General features: G+C 61.6%; 20 protein-coding genes. 8 read left to right on the top strand and 12 right to left on the bottom strand.

Annotated elements, in window-relative coordinates:
• Positions 1 to 41 precede the first annotated feature (41 nt).
• The 4 genes from ACYHH6_RS15690 to ACYHH6_RS15675 form a co-directional block, all read right to left on the bottom strand.
• Complete coding sequence (locus ACYHH6_RS15690; RefSeq protein WP_352584749.1) at positions 42 to 2,504, bottom strand: glycogen/starch/alpha-glucan phosphorylase; 2,463 nt, start codon at positions 2,502 to 2,504, stop codon at positions 42 to 44.
• Between the two features lie 141 nt (positions 2,505 to 2,645).
• The gene (locus ACYHH6_RS15685; RefSeq protein ID WP_192256459.1) at positions 2,646 to 3,434 is read right to left on the bottom strand and encodes an ATP-binding cassette domain-containing protein; all 789 of its coding nucleotides are present in this window, start codon (positions 3,432 to 3,434) and stop codon (positions 2,646 to 2,648) included.
• The gene (locus ACYHH6_RS15680; RefSeq protein WP_352584746.1) at positions 3,431 to 4,513 is read right to left on the bottom strand and encodes an ABC transporter permease; all 1,083 of its coding nucleotides are present in this window, start codon (positions 4,511 to 4,513) and stop codon (positions 3,431 to 3,433) included. The genes ACYHH6_RS15685 and ACYHH6_RS15680 overlap by 4 nt, the downstream gene beginning before the upstream one ends.
• Before the next feature lie 96 nt (positions 4,514 to 4,609).
• Positions 4,610 to 5,587: a sugar ABC transporter substrate-binding protein gene (locus ACYHH6_RS15675; protein ID WP_246501755.1), complete on the bottom strand. Its 978-nt coding sequence runs from the start codon at positions 5,585 to 5,587 to the stop codon at positions 4,610 to 4,612.
• A gap of 263 nt (positions 5,588 to 5,850) precedes the next feature.
• Between ACYHH6_RS15675 and ACYHH6_RS15670 the strand changes: the two genes are divergently transcribed.
• The 4 genes from ACYHH6_RS15670 (at position 5,851) to ACYHH6_RS15655 (ending at position 9,882) form a co-directional block, all read left to right on the top strand.
• A complete protein-coding gene (locus tag ACYHH6_RS15670) occupies positions 5,851 to 7,077 on the top strand; it encodes an ROK family transcriptional regulator (protein ID WP_112564057.1) in 1,227 nt (408 codons plus the stop codon).
• The gene (locus ACYHH6_RS15665; RefSeq protein ID WP_192256452.1) at positions 7,078 to 7,524 is read left to right on the top strand and encodes an RbsD/FucU family protein; all 447 of its coding nucleotides are present in this window, start codon (positions 7,078 to 7,080) and stop codon (positions 7,522 to 7,524) included.
• Positions 7,521 to 8,444 carry a carbohydrate kinase family protein gene (locus ACYHH6_RS15660; RefSeq protein ID WP_352584743.1) on the top strand — a complete coding sequence of 308 codons (924 nt, stop codon included), beginning with the start codon at positions 7,521 to 7,523 and terminating at the stop codon, positions 8,442 to 8,444. The genes ACYHH6_RS15665 and ACYHH6_RS15660 overlap by 4 nt, the downstream gene beginning before the upstream one ends.
• A 295-nt stretch (positions 8,445 to 8,739) precedes the next feature.
• Positions 8,740 to 9,882, top strand: a complete 1,143-nt coding sequence (locus ACYHH6_RS15655; RefSeq protein WP_352584741.1) for a DegT/DnrJ/EryC1/StrS family aminotransferase — start codon at positions 8,740 to 8,742, stop codon at positions 9,880 to 9,882.
• A 158-nt stretch (positions 9,883 to 10,040) separates the two neighbouring features.
• On the opposite strand, the gene cysQ is transcribed toward ACYHH6_RS15655, so the two are convergent.
• The 3 genes from cysQ to cysD are packed head-to-tail and all read right to left on the bottom strand — an operon-like array spanning position 10,041 to position 13,688.
• Positions 10,041 to 10,832, bottom strand: a complete 792-nt coding sequence (cysQ, locus tag ACYHH6_RS15650; RefSeq protein WP_352585232.1) for a 3'(2'),5'-bisphosphate nucleotidase CysQ — start codon at positions 10,830 to 10,832, stop codon at positions 10,041 to 10,043.
• Between the two features lie 10 nt (positions 10,833 to 10,842).
• On the bottom strand, positions 10,843 to 12,780 hold the full coding sequence (gene cysN / locus ACYHH6_RS15645) for a sulfate adenylyltransferase subunit CysN (protein WP_352584739.1): 1,938 nt from the start codon (positions 12,778 to 12,780) through the stop codon (positions 10,843 to 10,845).
• A 2-nt stretch (positions 12,781 to 12,782) separates the two neighbouring features.
• Entirely contained in the window at positions 12,783 to 13,688 is a 906-nt protein-coding gene (gene cysD / locus ACYHH6_RS15640) for a sulfate adenylyltransferase subunit CysD (protein ID WP_112564045.1), read from the bottom strand.
• A 476-nt stretch (positions 13,689 to 14,164) separates the two neighbouring features.
• Here cysD and ACYHH6_RS15635 point away from each other — a divergent pair, with 476 nt between their 5' ends.
• Positions 14,165 to 15,448 carry an O-antigen ligase family protein gene (locus tag ACYHH6_RS15635; RefSeq protein ID WP_352584736.1) on the top strand — a complete coding sequence of 428 codons (1,284 nt, stop codon included), beginning with the start codon at positions 14,165 to 14,167 and terminating at the stop codon, positions 15,446 to 15,448.
• Positions 15,445 to 16,398 carry an NAD-dependent epimerase/dehydratase family protein gene (locus tag ACYHH6_RS15630; protein ID WP_352584734.1) on the top strand — a complete coding sequence of 318 codons (954 nt, stop codon included), beginning with the start codon at positions 15,445 to 15,447 and terminating at the stop codon, positions 16,396 to 16,398. The genes ACYHH6_RS15635 and ACYHH6_RS15630 overlap by 4 nt, the downstream gene beginning before the upstream one ends.
• On the opposite strand, the gene ACYHH6_RS15625 is transcribed toward ACYHH6_RS15630, so the two are convergent.
• The 3 genes from ACYHH6_RS15625 to ACYHH6_RS15615 all read right to left on the bottom strand — a co-directional run bounded on the left by ACYHH6_RS15625 (position 16,386) and on the right by ACYHH6_RS15615 (position 19,947).
• On the bottom strand, positions 16,386 to 16,928 hold the full coding sequence (locus ACYHH6_RS15625) for a sugar transferase (RefSeq protein WP_352584732.1): 543 nt from the start codon (positions 16,926 to 16,928) through the stop codon (positions 16,386 to 16,388). The genes ACYHH6_RS15630 and ACYHH6_RS15625 overlap by 13 nt on opposite strands.
• A gap of 17 nt (positions 16,929 to 16,945) precedes the next feature.
• Positions 16,946 to 17,878: a glycosyltransferase family 2 protein gene (locus tag ACYHH6_RS15620; RefSeq protein WP_352584730.1), complete on the bottom strand. Its 933-nt coding sequence runs from the start codon at positions 17,876 to 17,878 to the stop codon at positions 16,946 to 16,948.
• Positions 17,879 to 17,958: 80 nt separating this feature from the next.
• Entirely contained in the window at positions 17,959 to 19,947 is a 1,989-nt protein-coding gene (locus tag ACYHH6_RS15615; RefSeq protein ID WP_352584728.1) for an SDR family NAD(P)-dependent oxidoreductase, read from the bottom strand.
• A 471-nt stretch (positions 19,948 to 20,418) separates the two neighbouring features.
• Between ACYHH6_RS15615 and ACYHH6_RS15610 the strand changes: the two genes are divergently transcribed.
• Entirely contained in the window at positions 20,419 to 21,285 is an 867-nt protein-coding gene (locus tag ACYHH6_RS15610) for a hypothetical protein (RefSeq protein ID WP_352584726.1), read from the top strand.
• Between the two features lie 181 nt (positions 21,286 to 21,466).
• Here ACYHH6_RS15610 and ACYHH6_RS15605 read toward each other — a convergent pair whose 3' ends face one another.
• Together ACYHH6_RS15605 and ACYHH6_RS15600 are read right to left on the bottom strand one after the other, a co-directional pair.
• Positions 21,467 to 24,145, bottom strand: coding sequence for a class I SAM-dependent methyltransferase (locus ACYHH6_RS15605; protein WP_352584724.1), 2,679 nt, complete (start codon positions 24,143 to 24,145; stop codon positions 21,467 to 21,469).
• Positions 24,146 to 24,159: 14 nt separating this feature from the next.
• Positions 24,160 to 24,918: a TylF/MycF/NovP-related O-methyltransferase gene (locus ACYHH6_RS15600; RefSeq protein ID WP_352584722.1), complete on the bottom strand. Its 759-nt coding sequence runs from the start codon at positions 24,916 to 24,918 to the stop codon at positions 24,160 to 24,162.
• Between the two features lie 150 nt (positions 24,919 to 25,068).
• On the opposite strand from ACYHH6_RS15600, the gene ACYHH6_RS15595 reads away from it, so the two are divergent.
• Positions 25,069 to 25,992, top strand: coding sequence for a class I SAM-dependent methyltransferase (locus ACYHH6_RS15595; protein ID WP_352584720.1), 924 nt, complete (start codon positions 25,069 to 25,071; stop codon positions 25,990 to 25,992).
• Positions 25,993 to 26,026 lie beyond the last annotated feature (34 nt).

Here is a 26,026-nt window from a genome sequence, read left to right as displayed (position 1 = left end):
TTGTGCACAAGACCCATTGTTCGTGGCCTCATGCAATCATATCAGGCGGGTACGTTCCAGATTTCTTTCGCATATTGGCGGATCGTGCGATCGGAAGAGAACCAGCCGACGCGGGCAACGTTGCGGATGGCGCGTGCGTACCAGTCGGGACTGTTGCGCCAGACCGCGTCGACATCGCGCTGGGTAGCGGCATAGGCGTCGAAATCGGCCGCGACCATGAACCAGTCGGTGTTGTAGAGACCGTCGATCAGCTCGCGGTAGCGATCCGGCTGGTCGGGCGAGAACACGCCCGACGAGACGGCGGCGACAGCCTGCGCCAGTTCCGGCGATCCTTCGATCACGGCGCGCGGGTTGTAGCCATTGTTGCGCCGCTCGGCGACTTCGGCCGTGGTCAGGCCGAAGATAAAGATGTTGTCGTCGCCGACGCACTCCTTGATCTCGACATTGGCGCCGTCGAGCGTGCCGATGGTCAAGGCGCCGTTGAGCGCGAACTTCATGTTGCCGGTGCCCGAAGCTTCCATGCCGGCGGTCGAGATCTGTTCGGACAGGTCCGCAGCCGGCATCAGCACTTCGGCCAGGCTGACATTGTAGTTCGGCACGAACACCACTTTGAGCAGGCCGCGTACCGACGGGTCGCTGTTGATGACTTTGGCGACGTCGTTGGCGAGTTTGATGATCAGCTTGGCGTTGTGGTAGCTCGGCGCCGCCTTGCCGCCGAAGAATTTCACGCGTGGCATCCAGTCGCGTTCGGGATGCGAGCGGATCTGGTCGTAGAGCGCGATCGCCTCGAGGATGTTGAGCAGCTGGCGCTTGTATTCGTGGATGCGTTTGACCTGGATGTCGAACAGCGCCGACGGATCGACCTTGATGCCGAGCCGATCGGCGACGAGATTGGCGAGCTTGACCTTGTTGGAGCGCTTGACGGCGGCGAACTTGTCGCGGAAGGCGGCGTCGTCGGCAAAGGCATCGAGCCCCTTGATGGCGTCGATATTGTCGAGGAAGCGGTCGCCGATCGCCTCGCGGGTAAGCGCGGTGAGGCCTGGGTTGCACTGGATCAGCCAGCGCCGCGGCGTAATGCCGTTGGTCTTGTTGTTGATGCGGTCGGGATAGAGCTTGTGGAGATCGGCAAACACCGTCTCCTTCATCAGCTCGGTGTGCAGCGCCGACACGCCGTTGATCGAGTGCGAGCCGACAAAGGCGAGGTTGCCCATGCGCACTCGGCGGTCGCCGGCTTCCTGGATCAGTGAGATGCGGCTGATCTGCTCACCCGAGAACTGGTTGGTGGCGCGCGCTTCGAGCAGCACCTGCGCATTGATGGCGTAGACGATCTGCATGTGGCGCGGCAAAAGCCGCTCGAACAGCGGCACCGGCCAGCTTTCCAGCGCCTCGGGCAGCAGCGTGTGGTTGGTGTAGCCGAAGGTGCGCTTGGTGATGTCCCAGGCCTGGTCGAAATCCATGCCGTGGACGTCCATCAGCAGGCGCATCAGCTCCGGCACGGCGATCGCCGGATGGGTGTCGTTGAGATGGATCGCCGCCTTGTCGGGCAGCGAGACAAGATCGCCATACTGGCTGAGATGGCGCTGGACGATGTCCTGCAGCGAGGCGGTGGAGAAGAAATACTCTTGGCGGAGCCTGAGTTCTTGCCCTGCCTTGTGGGAATCGGCGGGGTAAAGCACGCGCGACAGCGCATCGGCCTTGTTGCTTTCGGCAAGCGCGCCGATGTGGTCGCCGGCGTTGAACTTGTCGAGCAGGATCGGGTCGATCGGCATGCCGGACCATAGCCGCAGCGTGTTGACCCGGTTGGCCCGCCAGCCGACCACCGGCGTGTCGTAGGCGACGGCCTGGACATGTTCGGTCGGCTTCCAGACGTGGCGTTCGAGCCTTCCGTCCTTGGAGGTGATCGATTCCACCGAACCGCCGAAGCCGACCTCGAAGGCGCGTTCGCGGCGTTCGAATTCCCAGGGGTTGCCGTGGTCGAGCCAGGTCTCGGGCAGTTCGACCTGCCAGCCGTCATGGATTTCCTGGCGGAACATGCCGTTGGCGTAGCGGATGCCGTAGCCATGCGCGGGAATGTCGACAGTCGCCATGCTTTCCATGAAGCAGGCGGCGAGCCGGCCGAGACCGCCATTGCCGAGCGCGGCGTCCGGCTCGAGCCCGGCGATGAGGTCGAGGTCGACGCCGAGCGACTTCAGCGCTTCGCGCATATTGTCCATCAGGCCGAGATTGGAGAAGGCGTCGCGCATCAGCCGGCCGATGAGGAATTCGAGCGACAGATAGTAGACGCGCTTTTCCTGCTGGGCGTAGGCCTCCTGCGTCGCCTGCATCCAGTGATCGACGATGCGGTCGCGCACGACCTTGATCGAGGCTGTCAGCCAGTCATATTGGGTGGCGACGGAGGTGCCCTTGCCGACCCGGTATTTGAGTGCCGACAGAACCTCGTCGGCGAGCGTCTTGGGATCGGGGATTTCGAGAACAGGGGCTTTGGCTGTCATTGTTCGCGTCATACTGCCTCTCGTGATCGTGCTGCGATCATACCGGCTTTCGCTGTCAGTCCCAGCCCATCCTAGTGCATTGCAACATACATTCAATCGATTTAGATCGATATGCCGCCGGTTGCCCCTGCGGCAATTTATCCGTCGAGCGGATCAGGCCGCGAGCGCCGCCTCCGGCGGAACCTTGGCTCCCGTCATGAAAGCCACGGCATCCGACATCGTATATTGCTTGGGATCGATGACGCAGAGGCGACGCCCCAGCCGATGGATATGGATACGGTCGGCGACTTCGAAGACATGCGGCATGTTGTGCGAGATCAGCACGATCGGCAGCCCGCGTTTCTTGACGTCCAGGATCAGTTCGAGCACGCGGCGGCTCTCCTTGACGCCAAGGGCTGCGGTCGGCTCGTCCATGATCACCATCTTCGAGCCGAAGGCGGCGGCGCGTGCCACCGCCACGCCCTGGCGCTGACCGCCCGAGAGCGTCTCCACCGCCTGGCTGATGTTCTGGATGGTCATCAGGCCCAGTTCGGTGAGCTTGTCGCGGGCGCGCTTTTCCATTGCCGGACGGTCGAGCATGCGCATCCATTGTCCCAGGAAGCCCTGTTTGCGGATTTCGCGGCCGAGGAACATGTTGTCGGCGATGGACAGCGCCGGCGAAAGCGCCAGATTCTGATAGACGGTCTCGATGCCCGCTTCGCGAGCCTCCATCGGCGACTTGAAAGCGATAGGTTTGCCATCGAGGCGGATCTCGCCCTCGTCGGGCGTGACCGCACCGGAAATCGCCTTGATCAGCGACGACTTGCCGGCGCCGTTGTCGCCGATGACGGCAAGGATTTCGCCCGGATAGAGGTCGAAGTCGGCGTTGTCCAAGGCGGTGACGCGGCCATAGCGTTTGACGAGCCCGCGGGCGGTGAGAATAGGGTCCTGAGCCTGGGTCATGCCGATATCTTCCTGATCCACTGGTCGATGCCAACCGCCACGATGATAAGGGCGCCGACGGACAATTGCGTCCATTGCGGATCCGTGCCCCAGAGCCTCAGGCCGAGCGCAAACACGCCGACGATAAGTGCGCCGAAGATGGTCCCGAGAATGGAACCGCGCCCACCGAATAGCGAGGTGCCGCCGATCACCACGGCGGTGATCGAGTTGATGTTCTCGAACTGACCTGCTTGTGGCGACACCGATCCGATGCGCCCGATCAGGGCCCAGCCGGCAATGGCGCAGATGATGCCCGTGAGCGTATAGACCGCAAGCAGCATCCTGTCGACGCGAACGCCCGACAGTTCGGCCGCCTCCGGGTCGTCGCCCACCGCATAGACATGTCGTCCCCAGGCGGTATGGTTGAGCACGTACCAGGCGATCGCCGCCATGATCAGCATCAGCAGCACGCCATAGGTGAACACCGCGCCGCCGACCTTGAACGAATTGCCGAAGAACTGCAGCAACGGTGCATTCGTTTCGAGATCCTGACTGCGGATGGTCTCGTTGCCCGAATAAATGAAGTTGATGGCCGCATAGATCGACCACGTGCCGAGCGTGACGATGAAGGGCGGCAACTTCACCCGGGCGATGAGGATGCCGTTGATAAAGCCGCACAGCGCCCCGACCAGAAGCCCGACGGCAACGGCAACCGGGGCCGGGACGCCGTAATGCATGGCGAACTGACCCATGACGACCGAACTCAGCACCATGATGGCGCCGACGGACAAGTCGATGCCGGCGGTCAGCACCACGAGAGTCTGGGCGATGCCCACCATGCCGGTGATCGCCACCTGCTGCAGGATCAGCGTCAGCGTGAACGGCGAAAAGAAGCGTCCGCCGACGACGATGGCAAACAGGATCACCGAAAGCAACAGGATGATCAACGGCACCATGGCCGGGCTTTTGTGCAGCCGGTGCTGGATACTCTCCAGCGGCGTGCGCGAATGGGTGTCGAAGGAAGCGACGCTGGTGTCGCTTGCGGCCAAAGTCTTTTCGAACTCCTGTGGTCCGCTGGCCTTGGTGGTTTCAACGCTCAAAACGGCCTCCCCGCCTTTTGCGCGAGGCGGCTGTGGCCACCTCGCGCAATTCTCTTCTTATCGTTGTCTCAAGATTGAGCCGATCGGAGGTTCAAATCAACCCCAGCACTTGGCGAGCCCTGCCTTGGTGTCGATGGACTCGATGCCGGCTGCAGGCTTGTCGGTGATCAGCGTCACGCCGGTGTTGTAGAAATTCAGGCCCGGCGACGGTTCGGGCTTTTTGCCACTATCGGCAAATGCTTTGATCGCCTCAATGCCGAGGGAGGCCATCAGCAGCGGATATTGCTGGGAGGTGGCTCCGATCACACCCTCGGCAACGTTCTTGACGCCGGGGCAGCCGCCGTCGACCGAGACGATCAGAACGTCCTTCTCCTTGCCGACTGCCTTCAGCGCCTGATAGGCGCCGGCAGCCGCCGGTTCATTGATGGTGTAGACCACGTTGATGTCCGGATCCTTCTGCAGGCAGTTCTCCATGGCAGTGTGGCCGCCATCCTCGTTGCCGCTCGACAGATCGTGGCAGACATTGCGTGCATCCGTTTCGTCCCCGATCTTCTTGGGATCGCCGAGGTCGATGCCGAAGCCCTTCATGAAGCCCTGGTCGCGTTGCACGTCGACCGAAGGCTGGCTGGCAATCAGATCCATATAGGCGATATGGGCATCCTTGGCCTTGTCCCCCAAGGTTGCCTTGGCCCAGGAGCCGATAAGCTCACCGGCCTTGAAATTGTCGGTTGCGAATGTCGCGTCCGCCGCGTCGGCCGGCTCGAGCTGCGTATCCAGCGCGATCACCAGCACCCCGGCATCACGGGCCTTCTTCACCGCCGGCACGATTGCCGCCGTGTCGGTGGCGGTGATCAGAATGCCCTTGGCGCCGTCGGCGATACAGGATTCGATCGCCGCAACCTGGCCTTCATTGTCGCCTTCCGCCTTGCCGGCGTAGGACTTGAGATCGACGCCGATTTCCTTGGCCTTCGCCGTAGCGCCTTCCTTCATCTTGACGAAGAAGGGATTGGTGTCGGTCTTGGTGATCAGGCAGGCGCCGACGCCGGCGGCCGATGCCGTAGAGGCAAAGGCCATCAGGCCGAGGCCCGCCGCGGCGAACACGGTGGACTTCAATAATGCTTTGGTCACGATCTTCCTCCCATGGAACCATGCGGATGCCGCCAACCGGCATCTCGGGCGCATCCACTGAAGTTCTCCCAGTGTGGACGCGCCCTCAAAAGACACCAGTCGGCCGGGGCTGTCAATAATTAAATCACTCTTATTTATTATTGACACAGTTGCACCGTTCACTCATTCTAACCCAAAAGCAGTGAGGGGAAACAACGGGAGGAATAAGGGTGGAAACCGGCACTGCAAGGCACGGTTCGCCCGAGGCGGCTGACAGCCGCCTGCACCGCGGCACCAACCAGAGCGGCATGCGCGACCACAATGAGCGGCTGGTGCTGTCGTTGGTGCGCCAGCATGGCAGCCTGGCCAAATCAGACATTGCGCGCATGACCGGGCTTTCGGCGCAGACCGTGTCGGTCATCATGCGCGAGCTGGAGGAAGACAGCCTGCTGGTGCGCCAGGCGCCGTTGCGCGGCAAGATCGGCCAGCCTTCCATCCCGATGGCGCTGAACCCCGAAGGCGCCTTCTTCATCGGCCTCAAAATCGGCCGCCGCAGCGCCGAATTGGTGCTGATCGATTTCCTTGGGCATGTGCGCTCGATGCTGCAGCACTCCTACCGCTATCCGGCGCCACGCGAGACGGTGGAGTTCGTTACATCGGGCATGAAGACGATGCGCGCCGAATTGACACCGGCGCAGGACAAGCGCATTGCCGGGCTCGGCATCGCCATGCCGTTCGAACTGTGGAACTGGGCCGATACGGCGGGTGCGCCACGCGACATCATGGACGAATGGCGCCATCGCGACATCCGCGCCGACATCCAGTCGCAATGCGAATTCCCGGTCTATCTGCAGAACGACGCGACGTCAGCCTGTGGCGCCGAACTGGTGTTCGGCCAAACCGGCGGCGTGCGCGACTTCGTCTATTTCTACATCGGCGCCTTTGCCGGCGGCGGCATCGTGCTCAACGGCCGGCTTTTTGGCGGACCGACCGGCAATGCCGGGGCGCTGGGCTCGATGCCGGTGCCGGGGCCGGACGGCAAGCCGACACAGCTCATCGACGTCGCCTCGATCGCCATGCTGGAAAAGGCGCTCAGCGCGCGCGGCATCGACGGCTCCTATCTCTGGACCTCACCGCAGGAATGGGGCGACATCGGCGCCGATTTGGACGACTGGATCGCCAGCGCCTCGCGAGCGCTTGCCTACGCCATTGTCGCAGCGTCCTCGGTGATCGATTTCGAGGCCGCGGTGATCGATGGTTGGATGCCGCTCGCAGTACGGCGTCGCCTCGTCGATGCCGTCAGGCAGACGATCGGCACGATCGACGGTGAAGGCCTGAAGCTGCCGGACGTGCGCGAAGGCACCGTCGGCATCCATGCCCGCGCGCTGGGTGGCGCCAGCCTGCCGCTGTCCGAACGCTTCCTCATCGGTTCGACCACGATTTCCAGGAGCACCTGAATGCTGATCGGTATTCCGTCGCTGCTCGGTCCGGAGCTTCTGGCGACCTTGCGCGCCATGGGCCATGGCGACGAAATTGCGCTCGTCGACGGCAACTACCCGGCGGAAGAACAGGCAAACCGGCTGGTGCGAGCCGACGGTCATCACCTGATACCGGTGCTCGACGCCATATTGAGCGTGCTGCCGGTGGACGACTTCGTGCCGGAAGCGCTTTTTCGCGCCTCGGTCAAAGGCGATCCCTCCGTTGCCGATCCGGTCCACCGCGAGATCGAGGCGATCTGCACCAAGCGTGCGCCGGGCCGCAAGGTGGTTGCGCTGGCCGGCGCCGACTTCTATGCACGCGTCCGGTCGGCGTATGCGATCGTCGCGACCGGTGAGCCCAGGCTCTACGCCAACATCATCATCCGCAAAGGCGTGATCTATCCGCCGGAAAGTCCTGAGACATGATCCTCTGCTGCGGCGAAGCCCTGATCGACATGCTGCCGCGCACCACGACGCTGGGCGAGCCGGCCTTTGCGCCCTATGTCGGCGGCGCGGTGTTCAACACGGCGATCGCGCTTGGCCGCCTCGGCGCGCCCGCCGGCTTCTTTTCCGGCCTGTCGTCGGATCTGTTCGGCGGCCAGTTCCGCGAGGCGCTGGGGGCAAGCAAGGTCAGCTCCACCTATGCGCACACCTCCCCTCGCCCCACCACGCTGGCCTTCGTGCGGCTCACCAACGGTCAGGCGACCTACACTTTCTACGACGAGAACACCGCCGGGCGCATGCTGACGACAGAGGATCTGCCGGAACTCGGCGCCGAGATCGAAGCCATGCTGTTTGGCGCCATCAGCCTGATCTCGGATCCGGCGGGTGCTGCCTATGAGGAGTTCATGAAGCGCGAGCACCAGCGCCGCGTCATGATGCTCGATCCCAACATCCGCCCGAACTTCATCCCCGACAAGGCCAGGCATCTCCGTCGCATCCGCTCGATGATGGCAATGGCCGACATCGTGAAACTGTCGGATGAGGATTTGCTCTGGTTCGGTGAGGCCGGCTCGCATGAAGATGTCATCCGCAACTGGCTGGACCGGGGGCCGAAGCTGATCGTCGTCACCCATGGCGGCGAAGGCGCCGTCGGCTACAGCCGCGAGCACAAGGTCACCGTGATGCCGCAAAAGGTGGAGGTGGTCGACACGGTCGGCGCCGGCGACACTTTCAATGCCGGCATTCTGGCCTCGCTGCACGAGCAAGGCCTGCTCATCAAGGCTGAGATGGGTGGCCTTTCCGAGGAGGCCATCCGCCAGGCGCTGACGCTCGGTTCCAAGGCGGCGGCGGTGACGGTGTCACGAGCCGGCGCCAATCCGCCCTGGCGGCATGAAATCGCCTGATCCATGCTTCATCCGGCCGCTAGCCGCCCATGAGAGCCGATCACTTTATGTTTCCGCGAGCCGGAAAGACGCGATAAATTAGCCACGTCACGTCCTGGAAAGCCCGGATTTCCGGCATCTTGCTGCAGCGTGGCAAAAACCTGAGGTAACGGGCTGCGACACCTCGGCTGCCGGCCGCCTGGCCGGTCCGGCTTTCTCGACCGGCCCAACTCTGGTACCAGCGGGCCGGTTAAGTTGTTGTTTCTGCGCGTATCGTTGTTCCCTGGACCGCGCGCATTACCGTTTTGAGGCCGACATGCAGTTCATCGATCTTGGCGCGCAGCGCGAACGTATCCGCGACCGGCTGAAGGCCGCGATCGACAATGTCGTCGAGGAAGGCCGCTATATCCTCGGGCCGCAGGTCACGGAATTCGAAAACAAGCTCGCCGCCTATGTCGGCACCAAGCATGTCGTGGCCTGCGCCAACGGCACCGACGCGCTGCTGCTGCCGCTGTTTGCCGCCGGCATCGGCCCGGGCGACGCGGTGTTCGTGCCGAGCTTCACCTTCGCCGCGACGGCGGAAGTGGTGGCGTTGGCCAAGGCCGAACCGGTGTTCGTCGATGTCGACGCCGAGACCTACAACATCGACATCGCCAGCCTCGAGGCGGCGATTGCGATGATCAAGAAGGAAGGCCGGCTGAAGCCGAAGGCGATCATTCCGGTCAACCTGTTCGGGCTTGCCGCCGACTATGAGGCGATCATGGCGATTGCCAAGCGCGAAGGATTGCTGGTGATTGAAGATGCGGCGCAGTCGATCGGCGGCTCGTCAGACGGCACAATGTGCGGCGCCTTCGGCCATGTCGGTTCGACCAGCTTCTATCCGGCAAAGCCGCTCGGCTGCTACGGCGATGGCGGCGCGATGTTCACCAATGACGATGCGCTGGCCGACCAGCTCAGATCGTTTGCCTTCCACGGCAAGGGCGAAACGCAGTACGACAATGTTCGCGTCGGCATCAATTCACGCCTCGACACGATCCAGGCGGCGATCCTGATCGAGAAGCTTGCCATCCTCGAAGACGAGATGGTCGCCCGCCAGGTGGTGGCCAAGCGCTATGCCGAAGGTCTCGGCGACATCGTGAAGGCGTCACGCAATCTGGGTGGTGGCCGCTCGGCCTGGGCGCAATATGCCATCGAGACGCCGAAGCGCGACGGCTTGCGGGCGCATCTCGGCGAAAAGGGCATCCCGTCGGTGATCTATTATGTGAAGCCGCTGCACCAGCAGATCGCCTACAAGAATTATCCGCGCACGCCGACCGGCCTCGCCGTGTCAGAGGACCTGCCGAAGCGTATCCTCTGCCTGCCGATGCACCCCTATCTCAGCGAAGCCGATCAGAACCGCATCATCGAGACGATCCGCAATTATATTGGGTCAAACTCGGCGCATGTAGCGGCGGCGTAGGACTAGATGATCTCCCCCCTTGAGGGGGAGATGTCGCCGAAGGCGACAGAGGGGGTCGGTTCGACCGGGCTCGGCCTCCTTACTACAGAAAGAGGTTGGCGCTTCACGCGCGGCGACCCCCTCTGGCCTGCCGGCCATCTCCCCCTCAAGGGGGGAGATTACGCGCTCGCGTCCGCTGCCTTCCCGCTCGCAATAAAATTCGGGTTGGCGAAATCCGCGTCGTCGCTCTGCTCGCGCTTGCCATAGGTGAGCGGCTCGCCGTCCAGCGTGCGTGTCATGCCGCCGGCGGCGCGCAGCACGGCGTCGCCGGCCGCGGTGTCCCATTCCATAGTGCGGCCGAAGCGCGGATAGATGTCGGCTTCGGCGGCGGCGAGCAGGCAGAATTTCAGCGATGAGCCGACCGAGACGATCTCGGCGGCGCCGAGGTCCCTGATGAAGGCTTCGGTCTCCGGTGTGTTGTGCGAGCGGCTCGCCACGACGGCGAGCGGCGTCACCGCCGTCCTGACCGAAATCCGTCGCCGGCCGACGATCCGGAAGTCGCCATCGACCTCGATTGTTTCGGCCCTGCCCGGCCGTCCGGAGAAGAACCGCCCGCTACAGGGCGCGAAGACGACGCCGACTTCCGGCACGCCATGCCGGACAAGCGCGATGTTAACGGTGAAATCGGTCCTGCGGTTGACGAATTCCTTGGTGCCGTCGAGCGGATCGATCAGGAAGAAGGCGCCATCGAGATCAGGCGGCACGATGCCGGCGGCGACCTCTTCCTCGGCCACGCAGGGAATATCGGGATAAGCCGCACGCAGGCCGGCAAGGATGATCGTCTCGCTCTCGCGGTCGGCTTCCGTCACCGGCGAGGAGTCGGACTTTTTGTCGACCGCGCAGCCGGCCTTGAAGACCCGCATCACCTCGCGTCCTGCATCGAGCGCCAGGCGCTCCAATACGGCCAGCATCACCTCGTCGTCAGATGCCGCCGCCGGCTTCGTATTGGTCTTCAGCAATGTCGCGCTCGTTCAGCCAGTGTTCCAGAGCCTCTACCATCTCCTCGGCCGTCTTGCCGAGTGTCTTAAGATGGATTTCCGGTTTTTCCGGGGCTTCATACGGTGAATCGACGCCGGTGAAGTTCTTGATCTCGCCATTCAGCGCCCGCGCGTAAAGGCCCTTCGGGTCGCGCCGGGCGCATTCCTCGAACGGCGTATCGACGAACACCTCCACGAATTCGCCGTCGGCCATCAGCTCGCGCGCCATGCGGCGCTCGGCGCTGAAGGGCGAGATGAAGGAGACGATGACGATCAGCCCGGCATCGGCCATCAGCTTGGCCACTTCGGCGACGCGGCGGATGTTTTCGACGCGGTCGGCATCGGTGAAGCCGAGATCGCGGTTGAGGCCGTGGCGGACATTGTCGCCGTCGAGAATGTAGGTGTGGCGTCCCGAGGCGAACAGTTTCTTCTCGAGCAAATTGGCGATTGTCGACTTGCCCGAGCCGGAAAGCCCGGTGAACCAGAACACTGCAGGGCGCTGGCCTTTCAGGTCGGCGCGGCCGCGCTTGCCGACATCGAGCGACTGCCAGTGGATGTTTTCGGCGCGGCGCAGCGTATGCAGGATCATGCCGGCGCCGACGGTGGCGTTGGTGATGCGGTCGATCAGGATGAAAGCGCCGGTGGTGCGGTTGTCGGCGAAGGTGTCGAAGGCGATCGGCGCGCGGGTCGAGATGTTGCAGATGCCGACTTCATTCATGTCGAGCGACTTCGCCGCCTCGCGGGCGAAGTCGTTGACGTTGACGCGGTATTTCAGGTCGGTGACGGTTGCACTGGTCTGGTCGGTTTCGGTGCGCAGAATGTAGGAACGGCCCGGCAGCAGCGCTGCCTCGTCGAACCAGACGATGTTGGCGGCGAACTGGTCGGCGACCTGCGGCCGCGCCGCTGGCGACACCAGCAAGTTGCCTCTGGAGACCTCGACCTCGTCGTCGAGCACAAGGGTGATGGCCTGGCCGGCGACGGCCTGGGCGAGATCGCCACCGTGCGCGACGATGCGCTTGACCCGCGAGGCTTTGCCGGATTTGGCGACGACCACCTCGTCGCCCTGAGCGACGGAGCCTGACGCAATGGTGCCGGCAAAGCCGCGGAAATCGAGATTGGGTCGGTTGACATACTGCACCGGAAACCGGAACGGCAATCCGACGGCGGCCTCGTCGACCGACACGGTTTCGAGATGCTCGATCAGCGACGGGCCGGAATACCACGCCGTCTTGTCCGAGCGGCTGGTGACATTGTCGCCGTAGCGGGCCGACATCGGGATCGGCACGATCGTCTGGAAGCCGAGTTCGTGCGAGAACTGCCGGTAATCCTCGACGATGCGGTCGAACACCGCCTGGTCGAAAGCGACGAGATCGATCTTGTTGACGGCCAGCACGATGTGGCGGATGCCGAGCAGCGAGGCTATGATCGAGTGGCGCCGGGTCTGGCGCAGCACGCCCTGGCGCGCATCGATCAACACGATGGCGAGATCCGCGGTCGAAGCGCCGGTCGCCATGTTGCGGGTGTATTGTACGTGGCCGGGCGTGTCGGCGACGATGAACTTGCGCTTGGGCGTGGCGAAGAAGCGGTAGGCGACGTCGATGGTGATGCCTTGCTCGCGCTCGGCCTCGAGGCCGTCGACCAGAAGCGCGAAGTCGATGTCGTCGCCGGTGGTGCCGTGCTTGCGGGAATCGCGCTCGAGTGCTGCGAGTTGATCCTCGAAGATCTGCTTGGTGTCGGACAGAAGGCGGCCGATCAGCGTCGACTTGCCGTCGTCGACCGAGCCGCAGGTGAGGAAGCGCAGCAGCGACTTCTTCTCCTGTGTCGCCATATATTCACGGATGCCATCGGTGGGGGCGAGGCTCTTGGCCAGGATGTGGCGCATACTCAGAAATACCCCTCGCGCTTCTTCTTTTCCATCGAGCCGGCTTCATCGCGATCGATGAGGCGGCCCTGGCGCTCGGAGGTGCGCGCCGTCAGCATCTCGCCGACAATGGCTTCCAGCGTGTCGGCGTCGGATTCGATAGCGCCGGTCAGCGGATAGCAGCCGAGCGTGCGGAAACGCACCAGCCGGTTCTCAACCGTCTCGCCGGGTCGCAGCGCCATGCGGTCATCGTCCTTGAGGATCAGCATGCCGTCGCGTTCGACCACCGGCCGCTCCTTGGCGAAATAGAGCGGCACGATCGGAATGTTCTCCTGCAGAATGTACTGCCAGATGTCGAGTTCGGTCCAGTTCGACAGCGGAAAGACGCGGATCGATTCGCCCGGCGCGATGCGAGTGTTGAAGATCTTCCACATTTCCGGCCGCTGGTTCTTCGGGTCCCAGACATGCTGGGCGTTGCGGAAGGAAAAGATGCGCTCCTTGGCGCGCGACTTCTCCTCGTCGCGCCGCGCTCCGCCGAAGGCGGCGTCGAAACCGTATTTGTCGAGCGCCTGCCGCAACGCCACAGTCTTCATCACATGGGTGTGGGTGTTGGAGCCGTGGTCGAAGGGATTGATGCCGTCGCGCACGCCGTCTTCATTGACGTGGACGAGCAGGTCGAAGCCGAGCTTCTGCGCCATCTGATCGCGAAAGGCGATCATCTCGCGGAACTTCCAGGTGGTGTCGACATGCAGGAAGGGGAAAGGCGGCTTGGCCGGATAAAAGGCCTTCATCGCCAGATGCATCAGCACGGAGGAATCCTTGCCGACGGAATAGAGCATCACCGGCTTGGAGAAGGCGGCAGCAACCTCACGGAAGATGTGGATGGATTCGGCCTCGAGCCGCTGCAAATGCGTAAGCGCGATGTTCATGGACTGTGAGCGTTCTCTCGTGCCATCCAGACCTTGCATCAGATGGATCGGGCGTCCTTTTCAGCCGCCCGGTTCAAGCTTCACTGCTGGACACTATCGGTTCGTGCCGGCGTTCTAGCAGATCGCCACCTGATATAACAACGCTGGAAAGGCCGGCGGCCAAGCCGATAAGGAACGAATTTTCCATGAAAAGCCCGGAATCCGGAAATTTCTGCCCAGCAGATTGATAGCCCTCAAAGGCCGGGAAAAATCTTGGCGGAACCCTCGGGAAAACGGTCGGGCCGGTGGATGCTTTCGCTATGCGATGCGGCCACGCCACGGATTTCGATGGTTGCAAGATCCTCGCCGCACTATCGAAAACCGGACCCAGCCGCTATACCGGCTCCTGAACCCGCGCCGGGCGGGATGCTGCAAAAAAAGTCGCCACCAAACACCGTCCGTCGCCACGCGACCCCAGCGCATTGTGAACCAGAGCATTGACCCCGATTTCCACCATCAAGCAGCACCTCTCGCCGTCACGGATCAACATCACCTTCTCCATTCTCTGCTTCTTTTGCCCACCTGTGCTGGGGTCGGCGGTCAGCTTTATGTTCAATGGCGGCGGCCTGTGGTCGGTGTTTCTGCTTGCCCTGAAAAGACGGCGCTTCAACATCGACCGGCCAATGGTCGCGATGACGGTGGCCATCTATGCCTATTGTGCAGCCTTCGTGCTCGCCTCTATCGTCAACAATTCGATCGCCAAGGATGCGCCTCACCTGGCAGGGCTGATCACCTTCCTGTTTTTCCCTGTCTCATACGCAACCTGGAGCATCACCGAGAAAACCACGCTGGCGCGCATCGTCGTGCTGGCGAGCGCTGCCGCATGTTTTGGCGCCCTGCTGCTGGCGATCGTGCAACATTACTGGCTGGGCGTACGAGCCGAAGGCGGTGCCGGCAATCCAATCGTATTCGCGACGGTCGCCTGCCTCAGTGTTCTGATGTGCCTGGCGGGCGCCCTTTCAAACGTCGAAAAGAACAAGGTCCTGCTTGCCTGCGCAGCGCTGGCCGGGGCGGTCGCCATCCTCTACTCGGGGTCGCGGATCATATGGCTGGCACTGCCGGTGGCCGGCATTGCCGTCCTGCTGATCAACCGGCGCAGGCTCACCAGCCGGAACGCCATTCGTCTGCTGCTGATTGCTGCCGCGATCGGCGTGGTTATCGCCGCCATCGGACTCCCGATCATTTACGAGCGTGCAGCTTTCCTGTTCAGCGACTGGGATGCGCTGGCCACGAAAGGTGACCATGCCACGGCGCTCGGCTTCCGCGCCGCGCTTTGGCAGATCGGCCTCGGCGCTTTCCACGACATGCCGATTTTCGGTCACGGCATTGCTGCAAGCCGCGAGCTGATAAAGGATGGATTCAACAATCAGTTCAACATGCCATATACGGGCTTCAGCCATTTCCACAACGGCTTTCTGACCGCATTGGTGGAGGCCGGGCTCATCGGCGCCACCACGCTTGCGGCTGTGTTCGTCGTTGCCGCCAGAAACGCAGCAATCGTTCTGCGCACCAGCACCGACACCATCGAGCGGTTCGGTGCCACGATGATCGTCGCTACCGTGATCACCTATCTGATCGCCGGCCTGACCGGCATCCTGATCGGCCACGACATCCTCGATTCGACACTGATGGTGTTCCTGGTATCCGGGACCTATCTTGCTTCGGGCCACCAACAGGCGTTGCCCGAACCGGCCTCGACGCCGCAGGCAAGCCAGCCGTGAAAGTGCTGGTCACAGGCGCGACGGGCTTCATCGGCAGGCAGGTCGTCAACCAGCTTGGCGAAGCAGGGTTCGAGGTGCGCATGGCATCGCGTCACCCGGAGCGGCTCGACCCCGCGAGCGATGCCGTCAAGTTGCCGGAGTTCGACGCGCCCGCCAGCGCGTTCCAGGCGCTGATGCCAGATATCACCCATGTCGTCCACTGTGCGGCTCTCAACAATGACCGCAAGGCGAGCGAGGCCGACTTCCTGGCCGCCAATGCGACACTGACCGCCCAGTTGGCGCGCGCGGCCGCCGCGCAGGCCAGCGGGCGCTTCATCTATCTGTCTTCGATCCGGGCAGTAGTCGGTCCCGGCTTCAGCGGAACCATCAGCGAGGCGACGCCGCCAGCCCCGCAAGGCGCCTATGGGCGCTCGAAACGCGAAGGCGAGATCAGGACGCTGGAAGCCTATGCGTCCAGACCTACCGACGCCACGGCGCTGCGCCTGCCGTCGATCTATGGCGAAGGCATGAAGGGAAACCTGGCGACGTTGATGCGCCTGGGCGGCATACCTATGGCCTTGTCGCTCCCGGCGGCAATCTTCAGCGGCATCCGATCGCTGATGTCGTGCGAGGCGGCTGCACACACGGCGGTGTATCTGCTCAGCCGTCCGGAGCCGCTTCGCCCCGTCTACGTCGCCTGCGATCTGCCGCCGCTGCCGGTCTCATCCATCATCAGGGCTTTCCGGGACGGTTATGGCTACTCGTTGAAACTGTCCAAAGTTCCCGCCGGCGTGATGCGGGCAGTGTTGACCTTACTGGGCAAACGCAAAGCATGGGACGCGATCACAGCGACACAGATTTGCGATCCATCCCTGCTGGTCTCCGAAGGCTGGGCGCCGCGGACCGACACGCTCGAACAACTGACCGAGCTTGCGCGCCGCTATAAATCCGGCGTTGCTCAACCGCGGTAGAAGATCGTACCGACGAGAATGCGGATATCGAGGCCGATCGCGGCCATCCTGAGATATTCGGCATCGATCTCGGCGCAAAGTTTCGGGTCGGACATGTCGATGCCTTTCATCTGCGCCAGCCCGGTAATGCCCGGGAGCGCCGCAAGCACACCCAATTGCCTACGGCGTTCGATCAGCTCCGTTTGCGTGGGCAGGCATGGGCGCGGCCCGACCAGGCTCATCTCGCCCTTCAGCACATTCCACAGCTGCGGCAGCTCGTCGATCTTGAATTTTCGCAGCACCGCGCCGACGGCAGTGACGGAGTTTGCCGGCGCCTGATGCGAGGGCAGAGACGGCGTTCCGACAACCATCGTCCGCAGCTTATGGCAGCGAAACGGCACGCCATTTTGTCCGACCCGGATTTGCGAAAACAAGGCGGGTCCAGGCGACGACAGCCTGATTGCCAGCATGGCAAGTAGGATGACGGGCGAGGTCAGCGGCAAGAGAACCGCCGCCACGACGAGGTCGAAAGCTCGCTTGGGTCCCCTCATGGCCGTCCCTGCATGCTCTAGATCCGCCGCCAGGTGAAGGCCAGATAGAGCCCAAGCGTACCACCCAGCGTCTGCCGGTAGACGCCGCTTTTTCTGAGAAGACGCAGGCGTCGCAAGACACCGCCCTTGCGCGCCCTGATGAATAGGCCGAGACAGGCGGCGGCATCCCTGCTGAGGATGTCGCGATTGACCGCCAGACCGCTCAGATTGTGATCGGTCCAGATGGCGAACTCGCCCTTGAACAGGCGCCCCAGCCGCGACAGCCGCGCCTTCCACGACACGTTGGCACCGACCAGGTTCGCCTCATGCTGGCGGTAGCGCACCAGCGGCCGCGGATCATAGCGGACAATGCCGCCGGCAGCAGTGACGATCAGATAGGTCCACCAGTCATGGCTGACGAACTCGGTTCTTGCCGATGCCGTTGCCAGCAACTTTCGCGCCGCGCGGTTGATCATCATGGTGTTGCCGCCGGCAATGCTCTGCACGAGAGCATTTCGAAACGACGGCGGCTTTAGGAACAGCGGCGAATAGCCTTGCGCTGCTCCGGTTTCGGACATGGTCGCGGTCCTTGAGCAAAACAGCAGCGGTGTTTCGGCATCGTGCCCCTGCATCCAGGCAATAGCGCTCTCCAGCCTGTCCGGCTCCCAGATGTCGTCCTGGTCGCAGAAGGCGTAGTAGTCGGCATCGATGCGCGCATCGATGATCATCGAGCGGAAGTTGGCGGCAAAGCCGTGGCGAGGACCGTTCGACAGGGTCAGCCGGCCCTTGGGCCAGCGGCTCTGCCAGGCGCCGATGATGGCAGAAGTGCCATCCGTCGACCCGTCGTCGGAGACCCAGAGGTCGACAAGAGGATGCGACTGCGCAAGCAGCGAGGCGAGCTGCTCGTCAAGGAAAGCCGCGCCATCTTTCGTGCCCAGCAGCACGGCCACGCGCTGATCTTGTCTGGTCACGGGTTCAGAATCATCTGCAAACGCCTGGGAACGGCCATCGGGTTGGTTTCAATAACCAATCCCGGTCGATCAGGACAGGCTTAACCCGCTTGCCCGACTGTTTTCGCAATGATTTCGCGGTGTCCGTCGGCTTGAGGCTCTTCCGCCTGATGAAGCCCGGCCATGACGGCGAGCGCGGCGGCCTTGTCCTGGTCGCGCATGGCCGCCTGCAGCGACGTCAGCGCTGCCTGGACCCTGGGCCACCCCACGACATCGGTTCGCAGGCCAAAGATCTTGGGGATATCGAGCGCGACAATCTCCTCGTTGCCGCCATGCAGCACCTCATGAAGCTTCTCGCCCGGCCTGATCCCGGTGAAACGGATCGGAATGTCGGTGTAGGGGCTTTTGCCGGCCATGCGGATCATGGTTTCGGCGACTTCGAGGATCGGCACCGGCTTGCCCATGTCGAGCATGTAGATGGCGTAATCGTCCTTGCCCTGGCGCCGCTCGGCATCGGCTGCCGACATGATGACGAGGTCGACGGCTTCGGCCACCGTCATGAAGTAGCGGGTCATGCGCCGATCGGTGATCGTGACCGGACCGCCGGCCTCGATCTGCGCCTGGAAGATGGTGGCGACCGAGCCGTTGGAGCCGAAGACATTGCCGAACCGCACGGCGATGAACTTGGTGCCGGAGCGACGGCCATTGGGTTCGGTGGCGTGCGTTTCGTGCAGCGAAGAGACGATCTGCTCGGCGGCGCGTTTCGTCATGCCGAGCACCGAGGTCGGATCGACCGCTTTGTCGCTGGAAATCAGCAGGAACTGCGGCACGCCGCATTTGGCGGCAACCTCGGCGCAGACGAGGGTTCCCAAAATGTTGGTCTGGATCGCCGATTCCCAGTTTTCCTCAAGCAGCGGCACATGTTTGAGCGCGGCGGCGTGGAAGATGATGTCGGGCTTGAAGTCGCTGACGACGCGGGTGATCTGGCGCCGGTCGGTGACATCGACGATGCGGCTCTTGAGCCGGGCATGATCCTTCTCGTCGACCTGCTGGTCGAGCTGGAAAATCCCGAACTCCGAGATGTCGGCAACCAGAACCGCCTCGGCGCCGAGTTCCAGCGACCGCTTGACCAGGATGCGGCCGATGGAGCCGGCGCCGCCGGTCACCAGGACGCGCTTGCCGCTGACGAAGCCGCCAATGCGCTCAACGTCCGACGGAACCGTGGAGCGGCGCAGGATGGTTTCCATCTCGACAGCGTCGAGAACCAGCTTTCCGCCCTGCCCGAGCTCCGAGACGCCGGAGAACTGGACGACGGCGATGCCGCTGTGACGGGCGACACGGACCAGCTCCGAGTATTCCTCGATCTCGCGCTCGGTGCCATTGCCGAAAATCAGCATGTCGAGGCTTTTGGTGCCTCTTGCATATTCTTCCAGCACCTCGACCAGGTGGGGCCGCACGGCCACCACCGGGACGCCCTGGATCTGCGTGCCCAACGGCGCGCCGTTCTCGATGGCCATGATGCCGGCGATGGAATACTCGGCAGGCTCTGCCGTGCGCGTGAACCTAATGATGACGTCTGCTTCGCCGAGCCTGCCGACAAACAACGCCTGCTTGATCGCCACATTGCTCGCGTAACGGCTCAGGATTCGCCAGCTCGCACCGTCGCGCAGAAACCGGTAGTAAAGCCGCGGCGCCGAGATGATGGTGAAGGAGACGAGGAAAAAGACGATGAACTGGCGCTCGTTGAGGCCGGTCACCGGCTGAAACGATCGAACCGCCAGCGAGACGACATAGAGCGTGACGGTCAGGATCGCGCAGCTCTTCAGGATGTTGAAGAAGTCCGGCGTGGAGGCGAAACGCCACACGGTGTTGTAGAGGCCGCAATAGCGAAACAAGAGATGGCTGAGAAGAACAATGCTCACCCAGCACGCCAGGCCCGGCCAGGAGAGCGCATCGAATGAAAGTCTCGACTGCGAAAGCCCGAGACTCAGCGCCACCGCGACCAAGACCATGACCAGATCCTGGATCATTATAATGGCGCGCCGCATCTTCGGCCGAAGTCCCGATACGGCTTCTACATAGGATGTCATTGGGTAGTACTGAACTCCAGACGCAAGGACTTATGCATAAAGTAGCGCCGATTGACTGTCATCCGTCACCGACCACGTGTCTTAATGTGCCAAATCCTCCGCCCCGCCGCCCTGTATCGCATAGCGCGGAGTTGAGGGCATCGCCAGCGGTTTTTTGGATGTGCGTGTGGTTAAGGCGCTGCTTCCGGCTAGATCATCCCGCGTGCAAGATGCGAGTACCTTCAAACTTCAGGCGCTTGGCAATAGGCTGTACATTGTCCTTATACGTAATGCATCTGCGGTAGATGCCAGCGGCGACCCGCTCTTTGCCAATCATTTCCCATTCTGGTGCCCATGAGCCCTCCCAATCAAAATGCTGGGAAATGAGACGTTCCCTGTCGAAACATTGGGGGTCCCGTTCGAGTATACAATGGGCCTCATCGGCGAGCGGGGAATAGCTCTCGACGGCGGCGGCCCGGAAGAGGGCTGTTGTTGACGAAGAACTTCGATCACCAAGCGGCGGTTCGTGAAGCCTGCGCCAAAAATGGCATCGAGCTAGATGAACTGGGGCCTGCCACAGGCCGATTTTCGCATCAGCTCGAACAGGATTTGCTTGGCTATGATATCGTGTTTGCGACCGCCCGCATGGCAATCGAGGCGGCGGCAGTGGGATGTGCCGTTGTCGTCTGCGACGCACGCGGCTTTGCAGGGTTGCTCAACACCGCAAACATGCAGGCGTGGCGCCGAATGAATCTTGGCGTCGGTGTTTTGGCCAAACCCACGACAGTCGAGAATCTAATGGATGCGATCTCCAGATTCGATGCAGGCGATGCCGCAGCGGCTTCTGCGTATTTTCGAAGGGTGGCGGGAGATGCGCATTTCGTAGAGGAACATCTTCGAATCTATAGTCAGGCCATGCAAACCGACGAGGCACCGAACTCTGACGCGCGATTCCTCGCGACCGCCTCCTGGATTGAAGAGATTGGTATCTCGCATCAGCGCCGGCGATGGTTTCACATTGTAAAGGAGCATGGATGGCCAGATTCGCCAGAGCCAACTGCGCTTTTGATGATGTTGCAATCAAATACCAAAATTCTGAAGGGCAATGCCGCCTCTTTAACGAAACTGGGCGAGCAGGTCGGGTCGATCGAACTTGAAATTGCCAAAAGTCGCCAGATCATGCTCGGCGAATCCAATCCGCGCGCTGCCATCGCTGAAACCAGCCAAACCCTGCTGCGCGCAATTGACAAAGAAGTTTCAGTCCTTGCAACTTTTGTGACCGAGATAAAGCGATTCTACAACCGCATGATCCCTCTGTTCATCCGAAAAATCCTTCTTTGGGCTCGCAGGAGAGATTGAACTTGGTCGCGCGCGAACGCTTCATCTGGGCGATCAGCAGAGGACTGGCGGCTTCGGCGGGGTATGAGAAGTTCTAACCTTGCGCTCTCGGGAAGTGACCCTCGAAAACGCGAAGCCAGAATCGATAAATTGGCGTGGCGACGTGAGAACCGAGGGAACACCAGCATGGCCGGAACTCGACCTACCCCTGTCCTGTCATGAGAGACTGACGTTTGCCCTGCGGCCGTTTTTCAAAGACAACAATACTGTCATAGACACAGATTGAGTCTGTTGCATGGGTGAAGGCGTTCGCCGGCATTGCGCCGCGCGCGTGATGAGCGTTGATTTCGTCGAGCTTTCCCTTGGCAAATTCCATGAACGACCCGGGCCTGCGGAGCCCGCCACCATAGTCCTCCCAATAGCTCGTATGCGTGTCCTCGACCAAGTAAACGCCGTTCGGCTGCACATGATGGTAGAGATGCTCAAATGTCGCAATGACATGATCCATCATGTGACTGCCGTCATCGATGACGATGTCGATGGAACCATACTTCTCGACGATCCGATCGAGGAGTTGAGTGTCATCCTGGCTTCCAACGAAGACCTCCACCCCTCCGGACTCGTGCGCCTTGCATGCAGGATCGATATCGATTCCAACAATTCGCGCGCCCTCGCCGAAATAGGCTCGCCACATCTCGAGCGATCCTCCCTTATAGACGCCGACTTCAACGACGACCGGCCTTCGATTTCTGAACCTTTCGAAGTGACGTTCGTAAACGTCGAAATAGTGCAACCATTTGTAGATCTCTTTGCCGCTGTTGTTCAAAAAGTACTGATGCAAGAACCCGCCCATCGTAGCCTCCTTGGCGTCGGACTTTGCCACCGCCAGCTGCTCTGATTGTGGCTGTCTCCTCCCTTTATGGACGAGGTTGGTCCTGAGCCGCGCAAACACCGGCTCCCATTCGTTTGCAACCAGGCAAAGCGCTTCCCCAAGATTTGCCGCGATCTCGGTATATTCCATGTCTGCAAAGCGTTCTCCCGCTTGGACAATCCACGAAGGATCGTATCTACGCTTGCCAAAGCCGGATACCACGGTGAGCCCGGTCCAAGGCGTTGCAATGGTAAACACGTCGAGATCAGGGCGAAGCGCCTTGAGCGCCGGAACCATTTTCCAGACATCGCCGGTGTGGAATTGCGTTGTCCGCGGAACCTTTTGCGTCGTGTCGTCCAGGGGAACAGTGTCGTGCACGAGCAAAACCGAGCCAGGGTCGCAGTAGTGCTCGAGGTTCGCAAAATCGCGCAATGCCTGGTCGAACGTGTGAAGACCGTCAATGAACCCTACACCCAACGGGCGGCCGGCTAGCAATGCATCCGCTCCGCCGCGATCAAAAAAGGTGTCACTCGTCTCTGGAAAAATGTGCGTTTCTGCGCTGAGTGCCATCGTGGCGCGTGGATTGGGATCGATCCCGATTGCAAGAGCCGGAGGCTTGATCTTGGAGAGCGATACGCCGTCACAGACGCCTATCTCTACCACGACAGCGGGTTCCAGCTCCGAGTAAAGACGCTCCAGCCAGTCGTAATAGAAAGGCCCGGCCATCCGTGTGCTGGCCAGGCCGACATGGGCCCCCACAGTATCCGGGTTGAGGTCCAATGCTTTGCGGTATTGGACTTCAGCCCTTTCGTTGTCGCCGATGGCAAAGTACGCATCACCGATCCCAGTAAAATAGGCGGCGTTTCGAACTGGATCGTGTCGGGCAAGAATGCCGGCAGAAGAAAGAAGTCGCGACGCAGCAAGCTCGGCGGGTGCATGCGTGCTTGCCATGCGAAGGATGTCTGCCGCCGTCTGATAGTGCCCCGACTGAAACTGACCCTTGGCCAACTCGACCAGCGTAGCCGCTGTCTGGTTCGCCGGCACGCATTCTTCTGGCGGCCTCAAATGCGCCCTGAAGCCTGCGGCGGTGGCTGGAGCGACCCTGAATGGGTTTGCAATTGTCGCCCGGGCAAGGTGCGGCAGAAGCGATGAAGGCAGCGAACCCACGAATGCCGAGGGGGTGTGAAAGGTAAACTCGCCTGCCCCCCTCAACGCATCCCTTTCTGCCTTCCAGACGATCCAGTTCTTGCGCTGCTGGTCGACGCTTGCGTTGGTGGACACCCCGCCATGCAGTTGGTGAAATGTAGCCTCTCCCAGAGTGAGGATGAGCTGTGCTTGCGACAGCTTCATCGCACGTTCGAGCGTGTCGAGGTTGACCAGGCCGCCCCCCCGACAGCTGAAGCGCTCATCCATGCCGTCGATCGCCTGCCAACCCTTCCGGCTCATGAAGAGGACATTCGCTTCGGCTATCGGCGAGAACCACGGATCGACCGACGACTCATCCATCGTCCCGATCTCGAACAATCGATACCCATCTTCTGGCCATCGGATCGATTGCAAAAGCGAATCCTCGATGGCCCGGGTATAGCCATTCCCAGACGCGTTCCCCTGGATGTCGCTTCCAAGATACCAGCCAGGCGCGGCCACGACTGCCGTCGGAGCCATGTCCAACCCGATGCGAGCGAAATGCACCAACCCGGGCGTCGCCATCCGTGCGCCGTCGATCATCACGCCGATCTTGTCTCCCCTCGCCTCCTTTATCCCGAGATTGACGGCAGCCGCAGGCGAGGGTGACGCGTCATTGATGCGCAGCAGGCGAAAGTTCGGCCCATATTCCGCGACCAGGCTCCCACCAACCGCAGGCGATGATCCGTTGTCGACGACAATGACCTCGTAGTCGTCCGTCGTCACGCGTTGCTGATAGCGCGATGCGAGCGAAAGCAAGGTTCGGGGCAGTTCTCGGGCGATGTTGTAAGCGACAACAACGACGGACACGTAGTTCTGTTTCATAGCGCTTCCGTGGGTCAGTTGCCGGCAATCGGCTTCTGCCACCAACCGCCGGTCCAGTCTATCTCATGGATTTCCGCTTTGATGCGGTTACGAGCGCGGTAATCCTCGACTGCCTGCCGGCATGGCGGAACAGCAAGGTCATCTATGATCGCGAAACCGCCGGGCGACAGCCTCGGATAAAGCGCTTCAAGGCTGTCCGTCGTCGACTCATACATATCGCCGTCCAGCCGGAACAGGGCGAATGGACCGGCCCTCAGGCTGGGCAAGGTGTCACCGAACAGGCCTTTGACGAAGATCACCTGGTCATCCAAAAGGTCGTAGGCGGCAAAGTTGGATTCAACCTGTGCCTGATCAATCGCCAACTGGCGATATTCGTGCAGCCTGCCTCCCCGGTCAGCCGGAAAATTCTCGGCGTCCGGCGGTGGCAAACCGTCGAATGAGTCGGCGACGTAAACCTTCCTGTCCTTGACCTCATTGGCGGCCAGGACTCCCCTCATGAGGATGCAGCAGCCACCACGCCAGACGCCAGTCTCAATGAAATCCCCAGGCACGTTCTCATCAATGGCTCGCTGGACGAGGTCACGCACATTCGTCAAACGTTTCACACCCGCCATTGAATGAGCAATCGCCGGCCAATCGCGACCCAGGAGGCGATCCTCGCGATTGAAGGGCGTCGCCTCTCCGACTTTCGTCGGATCAATCACCTGCGAACCGGAGCCGTAGATGGTATTGGCAATGATCTTGATCAGGAGATCTGTATAGAGGCGGTTCACAATCGACCTTTCAGTACATCACGATTCCATATCGAAATAAGCTGTTGCGGATATCCGGCCAAAGTGCAACGGAACGACCATCAATTCGCGACGGCCTGTCCAAAGTGCCGCGCAAGCAAGTCGCAACCAATTGCCCAAGGAGCCACCCCAATGCCAACCGCCGAACAAGCGATGGGCATGATCGAGACGCTGGATATTGCCGTTTTCCAGGTCAAGACCGAGAGCACCCTCAGTGACCGCAAGAGTTTCCTTCGTGTCCAGAACTTCGCTCGATCGGTATTCGGCCACTATGTGTACCTTGAGGTCGGCTCGCATATCGGCGGAAGCCTCTTCCCGCACCTGATTGATCCGGCCTGCGAGGCAGCGATATCGGTTGATCCGCGGCCCATGGCGCAGCCTGACGAACGCTCACAGGTTTTTCACTACCCTGAAAACTCAGCGGCCCGAATGATCGCCGTGCTGTCGGATTGGATTCTTCCCGCCGCAATGGCCAAACTTACCACGATTGACAGCGACGTCTCCGACGTACGTCCCGAGGCGGTCGATCGCAAGGCTACGCTCGCTCTGATCGACGGAGAGCACACGGACACGGCCTGTTTTTCGGACTTTGTCGGCGTTTTGCCGCTCATGGAGCAGGACTGTATCGTTGCGTTCCACGACGCCAACCTGATCGCGGACGCGATTCTCAATGCGGAGCGCTTTCTCGACCATCTCGGCATCACGCACGAGACGGTATTCCTTCCTGACACCGTGGCCGTACTGGGCCTCGGCAGGCTCGCGTCTGCGGTCCGGGATCGGCTCCAGCCTCACGCATTGGACCGCAAGACTTTCCTGGACCTATCGCGACGGCAGCTATGGTCTCACATAGCCAAGGTGCACTCGCCCAAAATCCATGCCGAATTGGAGGGCCTGCGCTCGGACAATTCGCAGCTCGTCGAGGAGATCGAGCGCATGCAAAAGGCGAGCCGCGACGCGGAAGCCCGCGTCGCCGCCATGACGTCCAGCACGACCTGGCGCGCATCCGCCCCAGTACGAGCGGTGGTCGATCGCATCAAACGTCGCTTCGCAAGTTAAAGTCGCGATGAGCGCTGTTGGAGCCGACGATGAA

The organism is Mesorhizobium sp. P171375 (assembly GCF_057786075.1).
The sequence above is the reverse complement of the archived record's forward strand: the minus strand, read 5'-3'. Positions and strand labels throughout refer to the sequence as shown.